General features: G+C 62.9%; 15 protein-coding genes and 2 pseudogenes. 9 read left to right on the forward strand and 8 right to left on the reverse strand.

The genetic code is table 11. The features are described from left to right. The 3 genes and pseudogenes from BFP93_RS09610 to BFP93_RS09620 form a co-directional block, all read right to left on the reverse strand. A pseudogene (locus BFP93_RS09610) lies at nt 1-1,086 on the reverse strand (type IV secretion protein Rhs); the annotation flags it as partial. Nucleotides 1,087-1,196: 110 nt separating this feature from the next. Continuing rightward, complete coding sequence (locus tag BFP93_RS09615; RefSeq protein WP_065892905.1) at nt 1,197-4,271, reverse strand: efflux RND transporter permease subunit; 3,075 nt, start codon at nt 4,269-4,271, stop codon at nt 1,197-1,199. A gap of 2 nt (nt 4,272-4,273) precedes the next feature. Further along, nucleotides 4,274-5,380, reverse strand: coding sequence for an efflux RND transporter periplasmic adaptor subunit (locus tag BFP93_RS09620; RefSeq protein ID WP_065892906.1), 1,107 nt, complete (start codon nt 5,378-5,380; stop codon nt 4,274-4,276). A gap of 99 nt (nt 5,381-5,479) precedes the next feature. Here BFP93_RS09620 and BFP93_RS09625 point away from each other — a divergent pair, with 99 nt between their 5' ends. The 4 genes from BFP93_RS09625 (at nt 5,480) to BFP93_RS09640 (ending at nt 10,321) form a co-directional block, all read left to right on the forward strand. Continuing rightward, nucleotides 5,480-6,685: a multidrug effflux MFS transporter gene (locus BFP93_RS09625; protein WP_065892907.1), complete on the forward strand. Its 1,206-nt coding sequence runs from the start codon at nt 5,480-5,482 to the stop codon at nt 6,683-6,685. Nucleotides 6,686-6,761: 76 nt separating this feature from the next. Then, a complete protein-coding gene (locus BFP93_RS09630) occupies nt 6,762-7,628 on the forward strand; it encodes a pirin family protein (protein ID WP_065892908.1) in 867 nt (288 codons plus the stop codon). A gap of 716 nt (nt 7,629-8,344) precedes the next feature. Beyond that, nucleotides 8,345-9,790 carry a mechanosensitive ion channel family protein gene (locus BFP93_RS09635; RefSeq protein WP_065892909.1) on the forward strand — a complete coding sequence of 482 codons (1,446 nt, stop codon included), beginning with the start codon at nt 8,345-8,347 and terminating at the stop codon, nt 9,788-9,790. A gap of 93 nt (nt 9,791-9,883) precedes the next feature. Beyond that, nucleotides 9,884-10,321: a carboxymuconolactone decarboxylase family protein gene (locus BFP93_RS09640; RefSeq protein WP_065892910.1), complete on the forward strand. Its 438-nt coding sequence runs from the start codon at nt 9,884-9,886 to the stop codon at nt 10,319-10,321. Here BFP93_RS09640 and BFP93_RS09645 read toward each other — a convergent pair whose 3' ends face one another. Continuing rightward, nucleotides 10,322-12,484, reverse strand: a complete 2,163-nt coding sequence (locus BFP93_RS09645; protein ID WP_065892911.1) for a TonB-dependent siderophore receptor — start codon at nt 12,482-12,484, stop codon at nt 10,322-10,324. It lies immediately after the preceding gene. A gap of 337 nt (nt 12,485-12,821) precedes the next feature. On the opposite strand from BFP93_RS09645, the pseudogene BFP93_RS28320 reads away from it, so the two are divergent. Both BFP93_RS28320 and BFP93_RS09650 read left to right on the forward strand, forming a co-directional pair. Beyond that, nucleotides 12,822-12,902: pseudogene (locus BFP93_RS28320) on the forward strand (short-chain dehydrogenase/reductase SDR); the annotation flags it as partial. 28 nt (nt 12,903-12,930) lie between these two features. After that, complete coding sequence (locus BFP93_RS09650; protein ID WP_065892912.1) at nt 12,931-13,347, forward strand: SRPBCC family protein; 417 nt, start codon at nt 12,931-12,933, stop codon at nt 13,345-13,347. Nucleotides 13,348-13,371: 24 nt separating this feature from the next. Here BFP93_RS09650 and BFP93_RS09655 read toward each other — a convergent pair whose 3' ends face one another. Further along, entirely contained in the window at nt 13,372-13,890 is a 519-nt protein-coding gene (locus BFP93_RS09655) for an AAA family ATPase (protein WP_065892913.1), read from the reverse strand. Between the two features lie 160 nt (nt 13,891-14,050). Between BFP93_RS09655 and dapF the strand changes: the two genes are divergently transcribed. Then, complete coding sequence (gene dapF / locus BFP93_RS09660; RefSeq protein ID WP_065892914.1) at nt 14,051-14,866, forward strand: diaminopimelate epimerase; 816 nt, start codon at nt 14,051-14,053, stop codon at nt 14,864-14,866. On the opposite strand, the gene BFP93_RS09665 is transcribed toward dapF, so the two are convergent. Together BFP93_RS09665 and BFP93_RS09670 are read right to left on the reverse strand one after the other, a co-directional pair. Continuing rightward, complete coding sequence (locus BFP93_RS09665; protein ID WP_065892915.1) at nt 14,826-15,986, reverse strand: PAS domain-containing sensor histidine kinase; 1,161 nt, start codon at nt 15,984-15,986, stop codon at nt 14,826-14,828. The two genes, dapF and BFP93_RS09665, sit on opposite strands and share 41 nt — an antisense overlap. Further along, nucleotides 15,976-16,791, reverse strand: a complete 816-nt coding sequence (locus BFP93_RS09670) for an alpha/beta fold hydrolase (RefSeq protein WP_065892916.1) — start codon at nt 16,789-16,791, stop codon at nt 15,976-15,978. Before BFP93_RS09670 ends, BFP93_RS09665 begins: the two co-directional genes overlap by 11 nt. A 131-nt stretch (nt 16,792-16,922) precedes the next feature. Between BFP93_RS09670 and BFP93_RS09675 the strand changes: the two genes are divergently transcribed. Beyond that, complete coding sequence (locus BFP93_RS09675) at nt 16,923-18,122, forward strand: TPM domain-containing protein (RefSeq protein WP_065892917.1); 1,200 nt, start codon at nt 16,923-16,925, stop codon at nt 18,120-18,122. Nucleotides 18,123-18,313: 191 nt separating this feature from the next. Here BFP93_RS09675 and BFP93_RS09680 read toward each other — a convergent pair whose 3' ends face one another. Continuing rightward, a complete protein-coding gene (locus BFP93_RS09680) occupies nt 18,314-19,729 on the reverse strand; it encodes a purine-cytosine permease family protein (protein ID WP_065892918.1) in 1,416 nt (471 codons plus the stop codon). 250 nt (nt 19,730-19,979) lie between these two features. On the opposite strand from BFP93_RS09680, the gene BFP93_RS09685 reads away from it, so the two are divergent. After that, nucleotides 19,980-20,891 (forward strand): LysR substrate-binding domain-containing protein, encoded by a 912-nt coding sequence (locus BFP93_RS09685; protein ID WP_065884768.1) that lies wholly within the window; start codon nt 19,980-19,982, stop codon nt 20,889-20,891. Nucleotides 20,892-20,976 lie beyond the last annotated feature (85 nt).

Raw genomic sequence — 20,976 nt, forward strand, 5'->3', positions numbered from 1 at the left:
CGGCGTCGCCGCACTGTTCAGCAACAGAGGCTTGGCCGCCTGCACGTGAGTTTCCAGCCCAGGCCCCGGCACCTGCCTGGCTAGCAACTCCAACAACGCCCGCGCCCGCCCGGACTTGATAGAACTCAACACCTGAGCCCCCAGCCGAAGCTGCACCCCCATCCCCCGCGTGGCCCATATCAGCAGCAGGTTGATCAAGACTTCGCCAGTGATCTCACCCAGCAGTTCGTACATCTCGGGCGGCGGCAGCAGGCGTATCCAGGCCACCATTGCTGACAAATAGATAAACAGCAGCGGCTCGTCACTGAGCACCAGAAAGCCTTGGGCGAGCGTGTCTTTACCCAGTTTGAGTAACTGGTCCAGTTCGGCCTGGGAAAGGTACTGCAGCAACTTTTCGCTGTTGGACTTGAGATTCGCCAACAGGTCGTACAGCTCGGTGATGTTGTCCCACAGGTTGTAAAACGCCTTGCCAATCCCGCTTGCAAAGGCCGCACCCTGTTTCGCGCTGCGCTTGAAGGGCGGGGCTTTGGCAAAATCGGCCCATTGAGGCTCGAAGCGCTCGCGCCACTGCTTGCGCAGATCCGCTTCCAGCCCGGCGATGACCGACTGGTAGGACGTATACAGCGCCTTGACGTGATCTTTGGAAACATTGGGGTAGAAAGTGACTCGGTACTGCTGATCGCGGGTGCACTCAGGGACTTCAAGCCAGCCGCTGGGGCCGATGGTGCGGTGCAGCGGCGCGCCAATGGGCGTGCCGTCCGGTGCAATGGCTTGCAGCGTGACCGGCGTGTTGCCGATAGGGACGAAGCGGGTGCTCTCGAACAGATGCACCAGGGTCAGCCCACCCTGGGCCTTGCATTGAGCGACGGTGCGACTGGGCGTGTCGGAAGAGATCGGCGCGACCAGTGCGACGTCGTCACCGACCTTGAACACCTGCTCGACTTCCAGTGCCGAGCCACTGAAAAAGCTGTCGGCCCACGCGTCGAAGGTGTTCAGGCAATTGCGCAAATCCCCAAGCACGTTTTCAACATCCGGCGCTTTGGGGTCCATGGGGGCCAGGACGAAGCTGGCAAGCACCGGAATCAAAAGACCGCCCCGGTAACCGGGGCCCTAACGAAAAAAACCATCTGCACTCCCTCGCACTGAATAATCAGGCGAGGGACTTTGCAGCGGTTTGCGGGGCAGGGGAGTAGAGCTTATCCGGCAGTTGCGTGGGAAGTTTCAACAAGCCTGTCGCGCAGCACCAGGCTGCACAGCGCCGGCAAAAACAACAGCGTCAACACGGTGCCCACCAGCACTCCGCCGATCAGCACATAGGCCAGGGACGACCAGAACACCGACAACGTCAGCGGAATAAACGCCAGCGCCGCCGCCAGGGCAGTGAGGATCACTGGTCGCGCGCGACGCACGGTGGCTTCGACAATGGCTTCGCGTATGGGCATGCCGTGGTCCTGGTTCTGGCGGATCTGGTCGGTGAAGATCAGTGTGTTGCGCATCAGAATCCCGCCGATGCCGATCAGCCCGAGAATCGCGTTGAACCCGAACGGCTGGTTGAACAGCAGCAAGGTCGGTACCGCGCCAATCAGGCCCAGCGGCGCGGTGGCGAAGACCATGAACATCACGCCGAAGGAGCGCACCTGGAACATGATCACCGTGAGCGTCAGCAGGATCATGATCGGGAACAGCGCCGCCAGGGCGACGTTGGCCTTGGCGCTTTCTTCCACCGGGCCGCCGATATCGATGTGGTAACCGGCAGGCAACTTGGCGATCAGCGGCTGCAGGTCCTTGTACACGGCCATTTCCACATCGGGCGGTTGTACGCCGTCGATGATGTCGGCGCGCACTTCCACCGTGGTCGCGCGGTTGCGGCGCTTGAGGATCGGTTCTTCCATCACCGCCTGGAAATGCCCCACCTGCGCCAGCGGCACCGAGGTGCCGGCGCTGTTGGTCAGGGTCATGTTGTTGAGGTTGCCCAGGTCTTCGCGCTGACTGCCCTGGGCGCGGGCCACCACCGACACCGTGCGGTTGCCTTCACGCACTTCGGTGATCGGATTGCCGCTGAGCAGGGCATTGAGCTGGGACTTGACCTCATCGGGCGTGAAGCCGAGCAGGCGCAGGCGATCCTGGTCCAGCACCAGGCGATAACCGCTGGCGCGCTCGCCCCACTCGAGGAAGGCGTCGCGGGTCAGCCTGTTGTCGGCCACCACTTGACGCACGTGCTCGGAGAGCCCGCGCAGCACGTCCAGGTCCGGCCCGGACACGCGGAACACCACCGGGAACGGCACCGGCGGGCCGAACACCAATTGCGTGACGCGCACCCGCGCCGCTGGAAACTCACCGGCGGCGATGCGTTCGCGCATGCGCACTTTCAACGCATCGCGGGCGTGGGAGTCCGGGGTTTGCACGATCAACTTGGCGAACGCCGGGTCCGGCATCTCAGGGTTCAACGACAGGAAAAAGCGCGGAGCGCCGCCGCCCACATAGGTATCGACCATGCTCGTCTGCGGTTCCTGCAGCAACGCTTTCTCGACCTGCGCCGCCACCGCTTCGGTGCTTTTGAAGGCACTGCCGGGGGGCATGTACACCTCCAGGATCAGCTCCGAGCGATCGGAGTCGGGGAAGAACTGTTTCTTCACCACTGCCATGCCCAGGCCGCACAGCACAAACGCCGCCACCACCATCCCGGTCACCAGCCAGCGCCCGCGCACGCAGATCTCCACCAGGCTGCGCAGTTTCTGGTAATAGCGCCCGGCGTAAATCGCATCGTGCCCGCCGCGCACCGGCTTGATCTGCGGCAACAGCTTCACGCCCAGGTACGGCGTGAACACCACCGCCACCAACCAGGAGGAAATCAGGGCAAAGCCCACGATCCAGAAGATGTTCCCGGCGTATTCGCCGGCCCCGGAGCGCGCGAACCCCACGGGCAGGAAGCCGATGATCGTCACCAGCGTGCCGGTCAGCATGGGCGCCGCCGTGGAGCTCCAGGCGTAGGTGGCCGCATGGATGCGGTCGAAGCCTTCCTCGAGTTTGACCACCATCATCTCGATGGCGATGATCGCGTCGTCCACCAGCAGGCCCAGGGAAATGATCAGGGCGCCGAGGGTGACGCGGTCGAATTCACGCCCGGTGACGAGCATGATCACGAACACGATCGACAACGTCAGCGGCACCGCCGCCGCCACCACCAGCCCCACACGAAAGCCCAGGGCCAGCAGGCTGATCAGCATCACCACGGCCAGGGCGACGAAGAACTTGAGCATGAACTCGTTCACCGCCAGGCTGATGTTTTTTGCCTGGTCGGACACCTTGGCGAAATTCACGCCCAGGGGCAGGTCGGCCTGGATCCGGGCTTCCTGGGCTTGCAGGCGCTTGTCCAGCTCCAGGCCGTTCCAGTGCTTCTCCATGATCACCCCGAGCATCAGCGCCGGGTCGCCCTGATGACGGATGCGGTAGCTGGGCGGGTCTTCATAGCCACGCCGCACCGTCGCCACATCAGCGATGCGCAGCACGCGGCCATTGACTTGCAAGGGCACGTTCTCGATCAGCGCCAGGCTGTCGAAGGCGCCATCGATACGGATATAGGCGCGGGCGCCGGCGGTTTCGACGAAGCCCGAAGGCGCCACGGCATTTTGCGCGGCGAGGGCGGCGAAGATCTGTTCGGGCTTGATGCCCAGGGTCGCCAGGCGCTCATAGGAAAATTCGACGAATACACGCTGGGCCTGTTCGCCGAGTATATTGACCTTCTTCACCCCCGGCAGGTTGAGCAGGCCCTGGCGCAGCGTTTCGGCCATTTGCACTTGCTGGCGATGGGGCAGGTGCTCGGCCTCCAGGGCGTACAGCGCAAAGTACACATCCGAATATTCATCGTTGAAAAACGGCCCGATCACGCCTTTGGGCAGGTTCGCGGCTTCGTCGCTGAGTTTTTTACGGGTCTGGTAGAACAGGTCCTGTATCTCGCTCGGCCGCGTGGATTCGAGGAAGGTCATGCGCATCGAGACGAAACCCGGCTGGGCGATGGTCTCGACGCGGTCGTAGTAATCGAGTTCCTGCAGGCGCTTTTCCAGGCGGTCGGCCACCTGTTCCTGCATTTCCTCGGCGGTAGCGCCGGGCCAGGCGGCGGTGATGGTCATGACCTTGACCGTGAACGACGGGTCTTCGGCGCGCCCCAGTTTGCCGAACGCGAAGATCCCGGCGGCGATGATCGCGATGATCAGGAACAGCGTGACGGCGCGGTGCTTGACCGCCAGTTCCGAGAGGTTGATTCCACGCATGCTCATTGGTCCTGTTTGCGGTTGAGGGCCAGCGCCTGGGCGGGCAGCAGGCGCACCCGGTCACCGCTGTGCAGCAGGTGCGCGCCGAGGGCGACGATGGTTTGGCCAGGCGTGACGCCGCTGTCGAGCAGGGCTTCTTCCTGGCCGAGGCTGGCGACTTTCACCGGGGCGAAGCTGAGCGTGTTGTCGTCACCGATCAGCCACACGCCGGTGCCTTGCCCCGCGTCCTGCAATGCACCAATGGGCACGCGGGTTTGCTGGGCCTGGCCGTCACCTTGCAGGCGCACGGTAATGGTGGAACCGAGGGCGAAACGCTCGACCGGGCCGTGCAACACGTAGCGCGCGCGGTAGGTGCGGGTGGTGGGGTCGGCGCTGGCGGACAGCTCGCGCAGCGTTGCGGTAACGGCCTGGTCCGGCGCACCGAACGGGAAGGCCAGGGCGTTTTGCGCAGCCCGGGCGCGTTGCTGTTCCGGCAGGTTGACGATGGCTTCGCGGGCGCCGTCATGGGCCAGGCGCGCCACGATCTGCCCTTCGGCGACCACCTGGCCGCGATCAGCCAGCACATCGGTGATGATGCCGTCGCCATCGGCCTTGAGTACCGAATAGGTGCGACGGTTCTCGATCTGGCTGGCATCCGATTGCGCCGCCGCCAGTTCCGCTTCGGCAACGCGCAGGTTGGTCGCCGACTGGTCGAAGATCTGCCGCGACACCGCGCCGGTGCTGGCCAGCCGTTGGTAGCGGTTTTCGTCGTCACGGCGCTGGCGCAACTGTGCCTGGGCGGCGTTGACGCGGTTTTTCGCCGAGCGCAACGCCAGTTCGAAGTCGCCGATATCCAGCACCAGCAGCGTGTCGCCACGGGAGACGTGCTGGCCGGGATCGACCTTGCGTTCGATCACTTTGCCGCTGACCCGAAAGCCCAGGTTGCTTTCTGTGCGGGCCGCCACCACGCCGGTATACGCGCTTTGCTGGGTGCCGCCAGCCTCGACCTTGACGGCCAGCACCGGACGCGGCGGCGAGACTTGGGCGGCGTTGTCGGCCTGGCTGTTGCAGCCGCTGAGGATCATCAACAACGCCAGGGGCGTGAAAAGGCGCAGGTGGAGAGGGGGCATGACGGACTCCTGGGTGATCATGGGTAAAAAATTATGGACATAATTTTTTGCTAATATTATGGTCGAAATATAAATTAATCCAGCCCCCGGATATTCCCCATGGCAAACCCCACGGCACCTTCACGCAGCTTGTTGTTCTTGTTGGTTGCCCTCACCGCATTGGGTGAAGTCTCGACGCAACTGATCATCCCGGGCCTGGGCGCCATCGAGCAGGCGCTGGCGGCGCCGCCAGGCTCGGCGTTGATGGCGCTGTCGGCGTTTGTCGGTGCATTCGGCCTGGGGCAGTTGCTGTTCGGGCCACTGTCGGACCGCATCGGCCGCCGCCCGGTATTGCTCGCCGGCCTGACGCTGTATGTGCTGGCGACGCTGTCGATGCTGCTGGTCACCGACATTCATCAATTTATCGCCGCCCGCGTGCTGCAAGGCCTGGGGGCGTGCGCCGCGCTGGTGCTGGCACGCACCGTGGTGCGTGACGTATGGAAAGCCGAGGCAGGCCCGGCCCTGGCGCTGACCATGATCGGCATGCTCTATGCCATCGTGGTGGCGCCGATGGCGGGCGGCTTGCTGATCAAGCTGTTCGGCTGGCACGCGCCAATCATTCTCGCCCTGATGATCGGCAGCGTCGTGTGGCTGCTGGCGGTGCTGTTCTTTCGCGAGAGCAACCATTACCTCGACCCCAAGGCCGCGCATTGGCGCACCCTCGGCGGGCAGTACCTGGATTTGCTCAAGGGCCGCCCGTACCGCGCCTACGCGGTGGCCCTGGCTTGTACCTACGGGGCCATGTTTGCGGTGATTGCCGGTTCGTCGGCGGTGTTTATCAACCTGCTGGGCCTGAGCAGCCTGGAGTACGGCATCAACTTCGGCCTGATCGTGTCGATGCTGATCGTCGGTTCCACCTATACCCGGCGCAATATCCTGCGCCTCGGGCCGCAGCGGATTGTGACGATGGGCGTGACGCTGGTTGCCGCGGGCGGGGTGTTGGCACTGCTGATTTATGCGCTGTTCGGGCTCTCCGTGGCGGGCCTGGATATTCCCATAGCCCTGGCCACGCTTGGCGGCGGGCTGGTATTGCCCGGCGCGGTCACGGGCGGGGTGATGCCCAACGCCCACCGCGCCGGGCTGGCGGCCGGGCTGATGGGCTTCGCGCAGATGTTCGGCGCCACCTGCAGCGGCGTGCTGTTGAGCCAGCTACGCGATGGTAGCGCGACGCCGATGATCGTCATCCAGGCCGCCTTTGCCGTCACGGCCTTCGTCGCCTTTCATCTGTTGCGTCAGCGCGCGCCCAAGGCACTGTCCTATACATAGGACGATCAGGGCCGCTTTCGCCGGCTAGTGCTCTGCGGCTTTGGGACTTATGGTGTAGGCACTTTGGAGGTACACCATGAAAAAACTGATCGGTCTCTACACCAGCCCCCGCGCCCACTGGGTCGGCGACGGCTTTCCGGTACGCACGCTGTTTTCCTACGACACCATGGGCAAACACATCAGCCCATTCCTGTTGCTGGACCACGCCGGCCCGGCCGATTTCACCCCCACCGAAACTCGTCGCGGCGTCGGCCAGCACCCGCATCGCGGCTTTGAAACGGTGACCATCGTCTATGACGGCGAAGTCGAGCACCGCGATTCCACCGGCGCCGGCGGCAAAATCGGCCCGGGCGATGTGCAATGGATGACGGCGGCCAAGGGCATTCTCCATGAGGAATTCCACTCTGAAGCCTTTGCCCGCACAGGCGGGGCATTGGAGATGGTGCAACTGTGGGTCAACCTGCCGGCCAAGGACAAAATGGCCGACGCCGGTTACCAGACCATCGTCGATGGCGATATCCCGGTATTGCCGCTGGCGGGCGACGCGGGGCAACTGCGCCTGATCGCCGGTGAATTCGCCGGTACCCAGGGGCCTGCCCGTACCTTCACGCCCATTGACGTGTGGGACCTGCGCCTCAATCCCGGCAAGGCGGTTACGCTGGACCTGCACGCCGGGCGCAACACCGCGCTGGTGATCCTGAGCGGAACCGTGCAAGTCAATGGCGAGGAAGTCGCGCGCCAGGGGCAGTTGGCGTTGTTCGAGCGTGACGGTGACCGCATCACCCTGGAGTCCAACGACGACGCCAAAGTGCTGCTGCTCAGCGGCGAGCCGATTGACGAGCCCATCGTCGGCCACGGCCCGTTCGTGATGAACACCGAGCAGGAGATCCACCAAGCGTTTGCCGATTTCCAATCCGGCAAGTTCGGGCGGATGCAGGCCTGAAGGCCAGAAGCCTGGCGCAAGCCCTGCGGGAGGGGGCTTGCCCTGAATGCCAGTCTGTTAAGCGTACACCGCCTTCTGTAGGAGCGAGGGGGGCGCCTAGCTCTTGCTCGCGAAAAACGTCAACGTCAACGATAACGCGTGCTACCTGACTCAACGCGGCGCCTGTGAGTTTTTCGCGAGCAAGCTCGCTCCTACATAAAGCAGCCGCGCCCACCCGTAACCACGATGCGCAGCGAGTCGCTTTTGATCTTGATCTTAGGCGCCCCGTTAAACCACGCTGGCCGAACGCAGGCTTGAATCCGTGGGTAACCCGGCAGGACGCCGGGTTAGCCGCACTGGGCCAGGGATGGCCCATTGCGGCGGCCCACGGATTCAAGCCTGCGTTCGGGCACACCGAGCCTAAGCGAGGTGCCGAGTGGTGGGGCAAGAGCGTTTTGCTTACTTTTGCGCTTTTCAAAAGTGAGCCGCTGTAAAAGCGGAACCCATAGCAGCCGTTACCGCAGAAACGGATATGTACCCGGTCCAATCCAACCATCCTGGTCGGCCCAGAGGCCGCCATCGGGGGCAAGTCGAATCGTCGCACCGCCCCTCCCACAGTGGACCGCGGCGTGTCAGTTGAGTAGCTGTCGGCCGGCCGCAACCCCCCTCCCACATTTGCTATACCCGCCAATCCCATTTCATGCGATCTTCTCGGCATTCGCCCTGGAGTCGCCTGGATGCCCTCATTTATCGCTGAAAACCCGATGGTGTGCGCCCTGGCGCTAATTCTCATCGACATCGCCGTATGGCGCCTTATCACCCCCACGCTGGCCAACTGGAAACTCGCCGCGCGGCTGGTGATCTTCGCGGTGTTCAGCGCAGTGTTGTTCAACGACGGCATGAACCCCATGCAGGCGGCGCCCTATGTCGACGACACCGCCCGGCACCTGGCGGCCACGGCCTTGCAGATCGGCTGGTGGCTGTTCGCCGCGCGCACCCTCACGGTCCTGCTCGGCGCGGTGATGATGCAGCGGGTCGGCCACACCGGGCGATTGTTGCAGGACCTGATGGGCGCGGTGATTTTCCTGATCGCGATCATCGCCGCCATGGCCTACGTGCTCGACCTGCCGGTCAAGGGCGTGCTCGCCACCTCCGGCGCCGTGGCGATCATCGTCGGCCTGGCGCTGCAAAGCACCCTGAGCGACGTGTTTTCCGGGATCGTGCTCAATACCACCAAGCCTTACCAGATCGACGACTGGATCTCCATCGACGGCACCGAAGGCCGCGTCACCGATATCGACTGGCGCGCCACACGCCTGCAGACCTCCCAGGGCAGCCTGGCGGTGATCCCCAACTCCCTGGCGGCCAAGGCCAAGATCATCAACTTCTCGCGCCCGGCGGACATGTTCGGCCTGACGGTCAGCCTGCAAGTCAGCCCCCATGCGCGCCCGCAAACCGTGATCGAGGCTCTGGAGCGGGCGATGCAGGGCTGTCGCCCGTTGTTGGCCAAGCCGGCACCCAGCGTAGCGTTCAAGGCCTCGGCCAGTGGCGGCGTGGAATATGAAATCAGCGGTTTCGTGCCGGCCATGGGCCTCAAGCGCGAAGTGCGCAACCAGCTTTACGACCTGGCCTTCCGGCATTTGCAGGCGGCGGGCGTGGGGCTGTTGTCCGCCACCGAAGGCAGCACGCCCGCCACGGTCTCCGGCGCGCGGGCACTGCTTGAGCGGTCGTCGATCTTCTCCACCCTGCGCCAGGAAGAAAAGGACACCTTCAGCCAGAACATGACCCTGCACACCTACCGCGCCGGCGACATGATCCTGCCGGCGGGGGAGGTCAGCGATCACCTGTTCATCATCGAGTCCGGCGTGGTCTCGGTGATGCTGGTCAAGGGCGGCCACACGTTCGAGGCCGGGCGCATGGGGCCGGGTGAGGTGATTGGCGAATCGGGCATCCTCACCGATCAGGCCACCCTGGCGGATTTCACCGCCAAGACCTTCTGCACGCTGTACCGCATCGAAAACGAATACCTCAAGCCTTGCCTGGACGCGCGCCATGACATCGGCGAAGCCATGAAGGCGCTGCTCGACTTCCGTGTGCACGCCGCCCAGGCGCTGACCGAAGACGCGCCGGTGGTGCCGGTGAAGAAAGGTTTCCTGCAGTGGTTGAGGAGCCGTGGCCTGTAGATTGGTCACCTGTTCTTCGCCCGGATTGGCTATTTCTCCAGAACGCCCAGGTGACTAATCTGCGCACCAATCCCACCGTTCTGGAGTTCCACCATGCAAACCCGTACCGATTTCTACACCGCCTCCCCGGACGCGATGAAAGCCATGCTGGCCCTGGAGGCGGCAGTCGGCAAACTGTCCATCGAACTGCCGCTGCTGGAACTGGTGCGCCTGCGCGTCTCGCAAATCAACGGCTGCGCATTCTGCCTGGACATGCACACCGCCGATGCGCGCAAGGGCGGTGAAACCGAGCGCCGCCTGTACACCCTGTCGTCCTGGCGTGAAACGCCGTTCTTCACCCCGCGTGAACGCGCCGCCCTGGCCTGGTCCGAAAGCCTGACCCTGCTCAGCCAGACCCACGCCCCCGATGAAGACTTCAACGCCCTGGCGGCCGAGTTCAGCGCGCAGGAACAGGTCGACCTGAGTGTGGCGATTGCCACCATCAACAGCTGGAACCGCCTGGCGGTGGGGTTCCGCAAGATGCCCAAATAATCAGAAATTCACTGATGCACTCAGGCGCGCCGTCAACGGCGCGCCCTGGAACAGGTAGTCATCGCCCATGTACTCGCCGGCGTCGCGCCAGTAGCGCTTGTCGAACAGGTTGTCGACGCTTAGGCGAAACACGGTTTCATAGCCATCGACTTTGGTGGTGTAGCGGCTACCGATATTGACCACCGCATAATCGCCCACTTCCACATTGCCGGTGCGGTTAGCGTACTTTTTGGCGCTGTATTGCACACCGCCGAGCACCGCCAGGCCATTGACCCACGGCAACGCATAATCGGCGTACAGGCTGGCGCGCAGCGTGGGCACGTTGATCGCCTGGTGGTCTTCGTAGTCCGGCGTGCCGCTGCCGGTTACCCGTGCCCGAATCGCGGCCACGCTGGTTGCGATCTGCAGGCGGTCGGTGGCCCAGCCATTGGCGGACAGTTCGATCCCGGTGTTTTTCTGCTGGCCTTGTTGCACGTAGGTGAAGCCGCCACTGTCGGGCTTGGCGTACTGGTAAGCCTGGCGCGTCTGGAACACGGCGGCGGCGAAGCTGATACGGCGCCAGTCGTATTTCACCCCGGCTTCGAGCTGGCGCGAGAGCGTTGGCGCCAGTGTTTCGTCCGCGTTTTTTGCGAACCACGGCGCAGTGCCGCCCAAAGACAGGCCCTTGCTGTAACTGGTATACAGCGAAACGTTGTCCACCGGTTTGTAGATCAATGAAGCCTGGGGCAGGAACACGTACTGCTGGGTGTGGCGTGTTTGCTTGCCGGTGACGCCGTCGAAGGCTTTTTCATCCAGGCGCACTTCGCGGCCACCGAGGAGGGTTTGCCATTGCTCGTTGAAGCGGATGCGGTCGGTGACGAACAGCCCGTACTGGCGGCTGTCGAGGTTGCGGTGGCTGTCGTTCAACGGCTTGTCGGTGGGGGTAAAACTCGGCACCTGTTCGTCGATATTGGCGGTGCCAATCATCTCGTTGACCGACTTGCGCTTGTCGATCACCCGGCGAAAGGCGCTGGTGCCGAAGGTCAGTTCATGGCCGATGCCGGCGGTGTCGAACAGGCCGGTCATGGCCGCCTGGATTTCGTCGTCGCGACGCGTATCGTCGGGGCTGCGGTAGTCGTAGACGTCGTAATTGCCTTCGGGGCTGAAGTAGTTCGGCACGCTTGCCGAGCTGCAGCTGGTCGAGCCGTAGCAGCCCCAGGCAAATGAGCTGTAATCGTCAATCACCACCTTGCTGCGCGCCGCGCTGAGGCTGCCTTTCCACTGGTCGCTGAAACGGTATTCGAATTTGCCGTTGAGGTTCAGTGAATCGATGCCCACCTGCTTGCCCCCGATCTGATGGCCCAGGAGTTTTTTCGGCGAGGCGTCGTGAGGCACTTCAGTGCCGCCCAGCAGTTGATAACCCGGCACCGAACGTTGCTGTTTGTTCTGGTATTCGGCATCCAGTTGCAGCACCGCGTCGGGGCTGATGTTCCAGTCAAAGGCCAGGGACACAAAGTCGCGCTGGCCGTTGGCGTGTTCCACGTAGGTATTGAGGTCTTCATGGGCGACGTTGGCGCGCAGGCCAAATTGTTGCTCGCTGCCAAACCAGCCGCCGACATCGGTGGCGAGATAACCGCTGCCGCGATCATCGGTGGACACCGTCACCGAGCGCACATCCTCAGGGCGCTTGGTCACGTAGTTGATCACGCCGCCGGGTTCGGAAATGCCGCTCTGCAACCCGGCCAGGCCCTTGAGCACTTCGACCTGTTGTTTGTTTTCCAGGGCGACGTTCTGCTCGCCGGTGATGGTGCGCCCATTGATCTTGTAGCTGCTGGCCGCATTCAGCGAGAAACCACGCACCACGAAGTTTTCGTAGTAGCCGATGGGCGCGTAACTGTCGCCCACCGAGGCGTCGTTGCGCAGCACTTCACTGAGCAGGCGGGCTTGCTGGTCCTTGATCAGTGCGGCGTTGATCACGCTGATGGAGGCCGGGGTATCGAGCAGGGGCGCTTCATCGAAGCCGCCGACCGCGGCGGTATCAGTGCGATAACCGGACTCATCCTGGCCCTGGACCTTCACCGCCGGCAGTTCGATCTGCGCCGCCAGGCTATTACCGATGCCGCCACTGAGGAGCAGGCCGAGGGCGAAATGTGACGTGACGACGGGACGAAAACGCAAAACCATGGGCAAGGCCTTAAAGCGCTGGACGGGGGGCGCATAAGCTAGGGGGAAGTGCTGAGCTTTACAAGTTATCGAATACGGACTCGGTCCAATGTGGGAGGGGGCTTGCCCCCGATAGCGGTGGGTCAGTCAGCTCATCTATGGCTGATATACCGCAATCGGGGGCAAGCCCCCTCCCACATTTGCGCTGTGGAGCATCCGTTAAATAGCCTCGGCCGCAAGTTGATCCGATGCCATGCCGCCCATAGCGGCGCGGTGTAGCTCAGCCACGGCGGTCCGCCCAGCCCGGCATAATAGGCTTTGGCACCGCACCGCTGGCGCAATCCGGCGCCACCGTGGTATTGCTTCACCGCTGTCGTCTGCCACCACCGGTGCCGCGTTGCGGGTCGACGGCGGTGTGGTCGACAGCATGGCGATCTGAATTGTATTAATGTTATGGAGTATTCACCGTGGCAACAGCCTCTTCTGTGATTGAAATCCCTGCGTCGGCGGACCAGGTCTGGAACCTGATCGGCGGCTTCAACAGCTTGCCTGACTGGCTGCCCTTTATCGCCAGGAGCGAGTCGGGCGAAGGCGGCCGCGTGCGCCACCTGCATACCGCTGATGGCGGCGAGATTGTCGAGCGGTTGCAGACCTTCGACAATGTGGCGCGCACCTACAGCTACACCATTGAACAGTCGCCGTTTCCGGTGAGCGCCTACCTTGCGACCTTGCAGGTTGAAGCCTTGACTGACGCGTCGGCGAAAGTGACCTGGTCCGGCGTGTTTACACCGGTTGCGGGCACCACGGATGCGGCGGTGGAGGAGCTCTTTACCGGCGTGTACGGCGATGGCCTGAAGGCCTTGCGCGCCAATTTTCCCGGCTGACGCCTATCGGGGGTGGGAGCTGCGCTAACGCTCAACAGCTCTCACACTCGACAGATAGGCATGGGCTGCGGCGACGGCCTGCGCAGGCGTTAACGCTGCCGTATCGAGCGTGAAGGGCGGGCTGTCCCAGGCTTCATACTCATGTGCCAGCACCGATGGCCATGTCGGCGGCAGCAGTCCTGGAATATCGCCCTCACGGCTTTCCACTCTGCGCCGATGCTCCTGCTGATCAGAACACACCACCAGAATATCGATCAGTTCGACGCCCGCCGCCAGGGCCACGGCCCGCCAAGCCTCACGGCTTTCCCTTACCGGGTTCACACAGTCAGCGATCACTCGCTGGCCCACACGCACATTACTCAATGCCAGCGCATTCGCCACGCCGTAGCCTGCGGCACCCACATCGCCGGCCAGTGCACCAGACTCGCGCAGCGCTTGTTCGATCACATCGATGCGCAGATAAACCGCGCCCATCCGGCGCGCCAACTCCCTGGAAATCGTGGTCTTGCCGGTGCCGGGCAGGCCGCTGAATACGATAAGCATGGTCCACCAATCCTTTTGTAGGAGCGAGCTTGCTCGCGAAAAACGTCAACGATAACGCGTAGTTCCAGGTAAAAACGTGCGGTCCCTGCGCTTTTCGCGAGTAAGCTCGTTCCTACAGGGGTGTTAGAGTAGGGCTGCTCAGTTGACCACAGGACTGCCCATGACTTTACCCTTCGTGAAGATGCACGCCCACGGCGACGACTTCATCATCATCGACCGCCGTGGCCAGGATAACCCCATTACCCCGCAAATCGCCCGGCGCCTGGGGGATCGACACACCGGTATCGGTTTCAATCAGCTCGCCGTGATCCTCGACTGCGAAGACGCCGCCGCCCGCGTGCAATTCTGGAACACCGACGGCACGCCCCTGCAAACCTGCGGCAGCGCGACACGCGGCGTTGCTGATCGCCTGATGCATGAAACCGGCACCCACGCCATTGTGCTGCGCACCGACCGAGGTTTGCTGACATGCGTGCGCGTCAGTGGCCAGCGCGTCTCGATAGACATGGGCGCGCCTTCGTTGGAGTGGGCCGGCGTGCCGCTGGCCAGGGCGATGGACACCCGCGTGCTGCCTATCGACGGTGAGCCGGCTGCCTGCGGCATGGGCAACCCGCACTGCACGTTTTTCGTGGACGACATCGCCGTCGTCGATGTCCAAGCCATCGGCCCGGCCCTGGAACGTCACCCGCTGTTCCCGGCCAGGACCAATGTGCATTTTGTCCAGGTGCTTGACCGCAACCGTATCCGCCTGCGTATCTGGGAACGTGGCGGTGGCGTGCCTTTAGGCTCCGGGTCGTGTTGCTGCGCGGCGGTGGTCAACGGTGTGCGGCGCGGGCTGCTCGATGACAAGGTAGAAGTCGAATGCGACGGCGGCACGCTGACGGTGCAGTGGGACGGGCAGGGCGGGGTGGTATTGACGGGCAGCGTCGAGCCGATCATGCAAGGTACGGCGTACCTGCCTGGAACGTCACGCTGAAGGTGGTGCCGCGCGTCGCGCAGGAGCTAACCGCCACATCGCCGCCGTGCACCCTGGCCAGTTCGCGCACGATATACAGGCCCAGGCCTACGCTGCGCACATCGCTGCCCTGGTGAGTGCCGCGGGTCATGGGCTCGAACAGCCCGGCCAGCAACGTCTGCGGAATCGGCGCGCCGTAGTTGTGTACCGACACCTCAGCGCCCCAGGCACCCAGGCGCGAGGTGATGGTGACCGGCTGTTGCAGGTCGCCATAGGCCACGCTATTGGCGACGAGATTGCCGATCACCTGCTGCACACGGTCGGCATCCAGGCACGCATTGCCAAGGCCCTGGGTTTGATGCACCAGCGTGGCTCTGGGGAAGGCCACCCGCAGTTCGTCCACGGCGCGATGAATCACGTCGTGCAGATCCAGCGGTTGGGCCCTGATGGTGATGCCCTGGCCGACCCGGGCCTGGGTGAAGTCCAACAGGTCGGCAATCATGCGCTGGGCGCGTTCGGACGACTGGTCGATATGCCCAAGCAACTGGAGTTCCTTGGGCGTGCGCTCGCCGCGTCGAAGAAAGTCCGACGCCATGCGGATCGCGGTCAGCGGGTTCTTCAAGTCGTGGCTGACAATCGCCACCATCTGTTCGGCGAACAACGCGCGTTGCTGGGCAATGGCATAGGCCTCGCTCAGTTCGGCCTTGGCCTGGTGCAGGGCCCGTTCGGTGGCGGTTTTTTCTTCAAGCAGCGCTTCGGCCAGCTTGCGTGCGTTGAGCAGCTCGCGCTCGTACTTGTCGCGGTCGGTGGTGCCGAACAGCGCCAGATCGTACACCACGCCCTCGGCCTGCTGGCGCTGACTGGCATTGAGCAGCACCGTGACTTTGTGCCCGTCGCGATGGCGAATGTCGAGCTTCACCTCGTTGACGCTGCCATGCATACGCAGCATCGGCGCCAGATGGGTCTGGTAGAAAATCCGTCCGCCCATGGTCAGCAGGTCTTGAAAGCGTTGCCCGATCAGTTGGGCTGCGCTGAGGCCGAGCCAGTCGCTCAAGCGCTGGTTGGCGTGCACAATCGTACCGTCTTGCCGGGTCACCGCCAGGGCACAGGCGGCGTTGTCGAACAGCGACTCAGCCGGCATTGGCGATTGCCCACGGCGCCAGGAACGTGTCCATCGCCGCCGCGCACGCCTGGGGCGCGCTCATGTGCGGGCAGTGGCCGATGTTGTCCACCAGGTGATAGGTGCTGTTGGGCAGCACGGCATGCAGGTATTCGCCAACGGCCACGGGCGCGATCAAGTCGTCGCTCGACTGCAGGATCAATACGGGCGTGGTCAGGCCGATCACATCCTGGCGGTTGTCCGAAAGAAAGGTCACCCGGGCAAATTGCCTGGCGATGTCGGGTTCGGTGCGGCAGAAACTCGCGGTCAGTTCGGCGCTCAGTTCAGGTTGGTCCGGGGCGCCCATGATCACCGGCGCCATGCTGCTGGACCAGCCCAGGTAGTTGCTGTCGAGGGTGTCGAGCAGGTCGTCGATATCGCCGCGCTTGAAACCGCCGACATAGCCGTCGGTGTCGATATAGCACGGCGATGGGCCAATCATCACATGCGCCGCCACGCGCCCCGGGGCGAGACGGTCGGCAAGGATGCCGATCATTGCGCTGACCGAGTGCCCCACCAGAATCACCGGGCCTTGGGCGTAGGCGTCGATAATTTCGTTGAGATCACGGGCATAGCCGCCCAACGTCGCATATTTGTCTTTATCGAACGCGCTGAGGTCCGACAGCCCGGCACCGACCAGGTCATACAGCACCACGCGAAAGCGTTCGAGAAAATGCGGCGCCAGGGCATTCCACATCGCCTGGTTGCAGCCAAAGCCATGGGAAAACACCAGGGTCGAAGACCCTTGGCCCATCACACTGACGTTGTTGCGGTGACGTAGGTCCATGGCGTTCTCGTAGATGGCTTAGTGCTATGCGGCGTAGCGGCAGTTTAGAGAGTCGCGGGCCCTGGGTCACGCGCTTGCACGCAGATAGGGTAAAGTCGGCGCCTTCAGGAAGAAACTTCAGGTAACAATACATGATGGTGATGCTACGGCAATCAGTCTTGAGCGTGCTGGTTCTGGTACTGGCCAGTCTGTTGATCACCGCCAGGGCCGACACTTCGCCTATCGGCGTTGCGCTTGACCAGCGCGTCATTGACCTGACCAACACCCTCGACGCGGACAGCGTCCAGCGCCTCAAGCAGCAACTGGCCGACCTGGAGCAGCGCAAAGGCGCGCAGGTCGCCGTATTGCTGGTGCCCAGCACTGGTGATACCGCCATCGAAGACTATGCCAACCAACTGTTCCGCGCCTGGAAACTGGGGCGCAAGGACGTCGACGACGGCATCCTGCTGGTGGTGGCCAAGAACGATCACACCTTGCGCATCGAGGTGGGGTACGGGTTGGAAGGCACGGTCACCGACCTGCTGGCCCATCGCATCATCGAAGAGCGCATCACCCCCGCGTTTCGTCAGGGCGACTTTGCCGGCGGTGTTCAACAGGGCGTGGACGCGCTGACGGTGCTGGTGGACGGCGGCGACCTGCCCGAGGTGGCCGCGCCCCGGATCAATCCGCAGTTCATCGCGCTACTGGTGGCATTTGTGCTGGGCGGCCTGCTGGGTGTGCTGCTGGCTTCCCGCAAACTGCACTGGCACAAGGCGTTGATCGTTGCGGCGGCGGCCACGCTGTTACTGACGCTGCTGGGCGGCGGGCGGGAATGGCCGATGTTTCTGTTTGTCATGCCGCTGACCATAGTGATCGGCGGTGCCCTGTTTGGCGCATTGTGGCAGGTGCGGGCGCTGTTCTACGGCGTGATCGGGTTGTTGATCTATATCGCCGCTCTGGTGGTGGCGGACCGCTACGTGGACATCAGTTTCATCCATTGGCTGCTGTGGCCGGTGTGCGTGTTGGTGGTGCTGGGGTTGTACCTGGTGCTGCTGCTGATCATGCGGCACACCTGGCGAACCAGCCGCACCGGTTTTATCGTGCGACTGGTGGCGGCGGGCGTGGTGTATGGGGTGGCCGGGCTGGTGATCGATCACGGCCGCGACGGCTGGCTGTTGGCGTTCCCTATCGCGTCGTTCGTGGCGTTGATTCTTTTCGGCAAGGTCGGCGAGGGCTCGGGGTCTGGATCGGGCGGTGGCTCCGGTTCGAGTTCCAGCGGCTCCAGTTCCGGCAGCAGCTCGTCCGGTGGCGGTGGTTCCAGCGGTGGCGGCGGGGCGTCGGGGAGTTGGTAACGGGGTAGAAGACGCCACTGAGATCCAAATGTGGGAGGGGGCTTGCCCCCGATAGCGGTGGTTCAGTCAATACCTACAGTGACTGACACACCGCCATCGGGGGCAAGCCCCCTCCCACAGTTTTGACCGAGTTGGGCATGCCAGGTTGGTCGGATGCAGTTCTTTCAAAAACAGAAAACCGAGACTCTGTATCAAACCCCACTCACCAACTTCCCGCCATCCATCCGGCGCTTATACGCACTGTCCCGACTGGCCAACCAGAAGTACAACGGCGACGTCACCACCAACCCCACCACCCACGACAAGTCCGCGCCATTGATGTGTTCGGAGATCGGCCCCACGTACAGCGGCGTGTTCATGAACGGAATCTGCACCGCGATTCCCACCGCATACGCCAGCAGCGCCTGGGGGTTGTACTTGCCGTAGATGCCGCCATCCACGCGGAAGATCGAGGCGATGTCGTATTGGCCTTTGTGGATCGCGTAGAAGTCGATCAGGTTGATCGCGGTCCACGGCACCAGCACTACGAGCAGCACCAGCACCATGTCGACGAAGTGGCCGATGAAGTCCTTGGAGGCGAACACCGCCGCAATCGCACAGGCCACCAGCACCACAATCGAGATCACCGCGCGGCTTTTCGCCGTGGGGATCCAGCGGTAGGCGAAGGTCTGCACCAGGGTGATGATCGACAGCACCGCGCCGTACAGGTTGAGGGCGTTGTGGCTGATCACGCTGAGCAAAAACAGCACCAGCATCAAGGGGCCGATGGACCCGGTGGCGAGTTTGACCGCCTCCATGGTGTCCATGCCGACAGGCGTGGCGAGCACGGCGACGGCGCCGAAGATGAAGGCCAGGCTCGAACCCAGCGCCGAACCCAGGTAGGTGGTCCAGAAGGTGGCGGCGACGGGCACATCGGCCGGCAGATAGCGCGAGTAATCCGAGACGTACGGCGCAAAGGCGATCTGCCACAGCGCGGCCAGGGACACGGTGGCCAGCCAACCGGAAATGTTGAAGCTGCCACGGGTCAAAAAGTCGCTGGTCTGCACATGGGTAAAGATATAGCCGAAGCCCAGCACGATGCCGGCACCGAGTACCCAGGTGCCGATACGGTTGAGCACATGAATGAAGCGATAGCCGATGATGCCGATGATCCCGGAACCGATGGCGCCGATCACGATCCCAACCGGCACCGGTACCGCATCGACCACGCCGTGCAGGGACTTACCGGCCAGCACAATGTTGGAGGCGAAGAAGCCGATGTACATCACGCCGGCAATCACCACCACCAACAACGCGCCAAGGGAGCCGAACTGGGCACGGCTCTGGATCATCTGCGGAATGCCCATCTGCGGGCCCTGGGCCGAGTGCAACGCCATCAACACACCGCCGACCAAGTGGCCGACCAGGATGGCGACGATGCCCCACACCAGATTGAGGTGGAACAACTGCACCCCCAGGGCGCCGGTCACGATCGGCAGCGGTGCGATGTTGCCGCCGAACCACAGGGTGAACAGGTCTCTTACCTTTCCATGGCGATCTTCCGGGGGCACGTATCCAATCGTGTGTTTTTCGATAAGCGGGGCGGAGGATGTTGCAGTGGTAACCATGACGAGCTCCAAGGCAAGGTGAGTACGTGGACGTACTTCGCTGTGCGCAGCAACGGCGGCGCTTTGTTGTTGCAGCGATCATCTGCAATGGACACGGGGAGGTAAATTAGTAAGTTTGTTGCTACAGACCTTAAAAAAAGTATCTCGCGGTGATTTTTGCTCCGGTATGTTGCATGGGCTCGGATCGATTAAAAAAGCCGGTTTTTCCTGCACTGGTCTGGGGCAAAACACCCTGTTTTTCGGAGGCCCGATGGCTGCCTACAACCTGCGCCAACTCAGATATTTCGTCACCACGGCCGAATGCGGCAGCGTCGCCGAGGCGTCGCGCAAGCTGTATATCGCGCAGCCGTCGGTTTCCACGGCGATCAAGCAGTTGGAAGACAGTTTCGGCGTGCAGTTGTTTATCCGGCATCACGCTCAGGGCGTGTCCCTGACCCCCAGCGGCGCGCGGTTCTATCGCAAGGCGCTGGAGCTGTTGCGCGTGGCCCATGAGTTCGAACAGAACGCCTTGGCGGACAATGATGTGGTGGCCGGACAGATCGATATCGGCTGCTTTGAAACCGTGGCGCCGCTGTACCTGCCGCGCCTGATCGCCGGCTTCAAGGCGCGCTGGCCAGGGGTGGAGATCCGTATTCGCGATGGTGAGCAACAGGAGCTGGTACAGGCGCTGACGGCGGGCACCATCGATGTGGCGATGCTGTTCGAGCACGACCTGGGCGGCTCCATCGAAACCACGCCGCTGATGCCGCCGCAGCAGCCGTACGCGTTGTTGCCGGCCGATCATCGCTTTGCCCGGCAGGCCAAAGTGTCGTTGGCGGACCTGGTACTGGAACCGATGATCCTGCTGGACGTGCTGCCCAGTCGGACCTACTTCGTGAGCATCTTTGAAGAGCGCGGGTTGACGCCGAATATCGTATTCAGCTCGCCGTCCATCGAGATGGTGCGCGGGATGGTGGGGCGTGGGTTCGGGTTTTCGATCCTGGTGACCAAGCCGTTCAGCGAGTACACCTATGATGGGCAGCAGGTGGTGTGTATTCCGTTGGTGGAAACCGTCACCGGCTCCGGGTTGTCGGCCGTGTGGCTCAAGCGCGCACCGCTGACCAAACCGGTGCAGTTGTTCGTCGATTACTGCCGCGAAGAACTGGCACGATTACTCGGGTAAAAACACAAGGTCCAATGTGGGAGGGGGCTTGCCCCGATTACGGTGGATCAGCTACAGATAAGTTGACTGATACACCGCTATCGGG

It is taken from the genome of Pseudomonas sp. 44 R 15 (assembly GCF_900004965.1).
GTDB classification, from domain to species: Bacteria; Pseudomonadota; Gammaproteobacteria; order Pseudomonadales; family Pseudomonadaceae; genus Aquipseudomonas; species Aquipseudomonas orientalis_A.

Bases quoted from the DNA above. Each gene is read 5' to 3' on its own strand.
- BFP93_RS09635 (WP_065892909.1), top strand. From the start codon at position 8,345: ATGCCCTCATTTATCGCTGAAAACCCGATGGTGTGCGCCCTGGCGCTA.
- BFP93_RS09675 (WP_065892917.1), top strand. From the start codon at position 16,923: ATGATGGTGATGCTACGGCAATCAGTCTTGAGCGTGCTGGTTCTGGTA.
- BFP93_RS09680 (WP_065892918.1), bottom strand. From the start codon at position 19,729: ATGGTTACCACTGCAACATCCTCCGCCCCGCTTATCGAAAAACACACG.
- BFP93_RS09625 (WP_065892907.1), top strand. From the start codon at position 5,480: ATGGCAAACCCCACGGCACCTTCACGCAGCTTGTTGTTCTTGTTGGTT.
- BFP93_RS09620 (WP_065892906.1), bottom strand. From the start codon at position 5,380: ATGCCCCCTCTCCACCTGCGCCTTTTCACGCCCCTGGCGTTGTTGATG.
- BFP93_RS09640 (WP_065892910.1), top strand. From the start codon at position 9,884: ATGCAAACCCGTACCGATTTCTACACCGCCTCCCCGGACGCGATGAAA.
- BFP93_RS09655 (WP_065892913.1), bottom strand. From the start codon at position 13,890: ATGCTTATCGTATTCAGCGGCCTGCCCGGCACCGGCAAGACCACGATT.
- dapF (WP_065892914.1), top strand. From the start codon at position 14,051: ATGACTTTACCCTTCGTGAAGATGCACGCCCACGGCGACGACTTCATC.
- BFP93_RS09670 (WP_065892916.1), bottom strand. From the start codon at position 16,791: ATGGACCTACGTCACCGCAACAACGTCAGTGTGATGGGCCAAGGGTCT.
- BFP93_RS09685 (WP_065884768.1), top strand. From the start codon at position 19,980: ATGGCTGCCTACAACCTGCGCCAACTCAGATATTTCGTCACCACGGCC.
- BFP93_RS09645 (WP_065892911.1), bottom strand. From the start codon at position 12,484: ATGGTTTTGCGTTTTCGTCCCGTCGTCACGTCACATTTCGCCCTCGGC.
- BFP93_RS09615 (WP_065892905.1), bottom strand. From the start codon at position 4,271: ATGCGTGGAATCAACCTCTCGGAACTGGCGGTCAAGCACCGCGCCGTC.
- BFP93_RS09630 (WP_065892908.1), top strand. From the start codon at position 6,762: ATGAAAAAACTGATCGGTCTCTACACCAGCCCCCGCGCCCACTGGGTC.
- BFP93_RS09665 (WP_065892915.1), bottom strand. From the start codon at position 15,986: ATGCCGGCTGAGTCGCTGTTCGACAACGCCGCCTGTGCCCTGGCGGTG.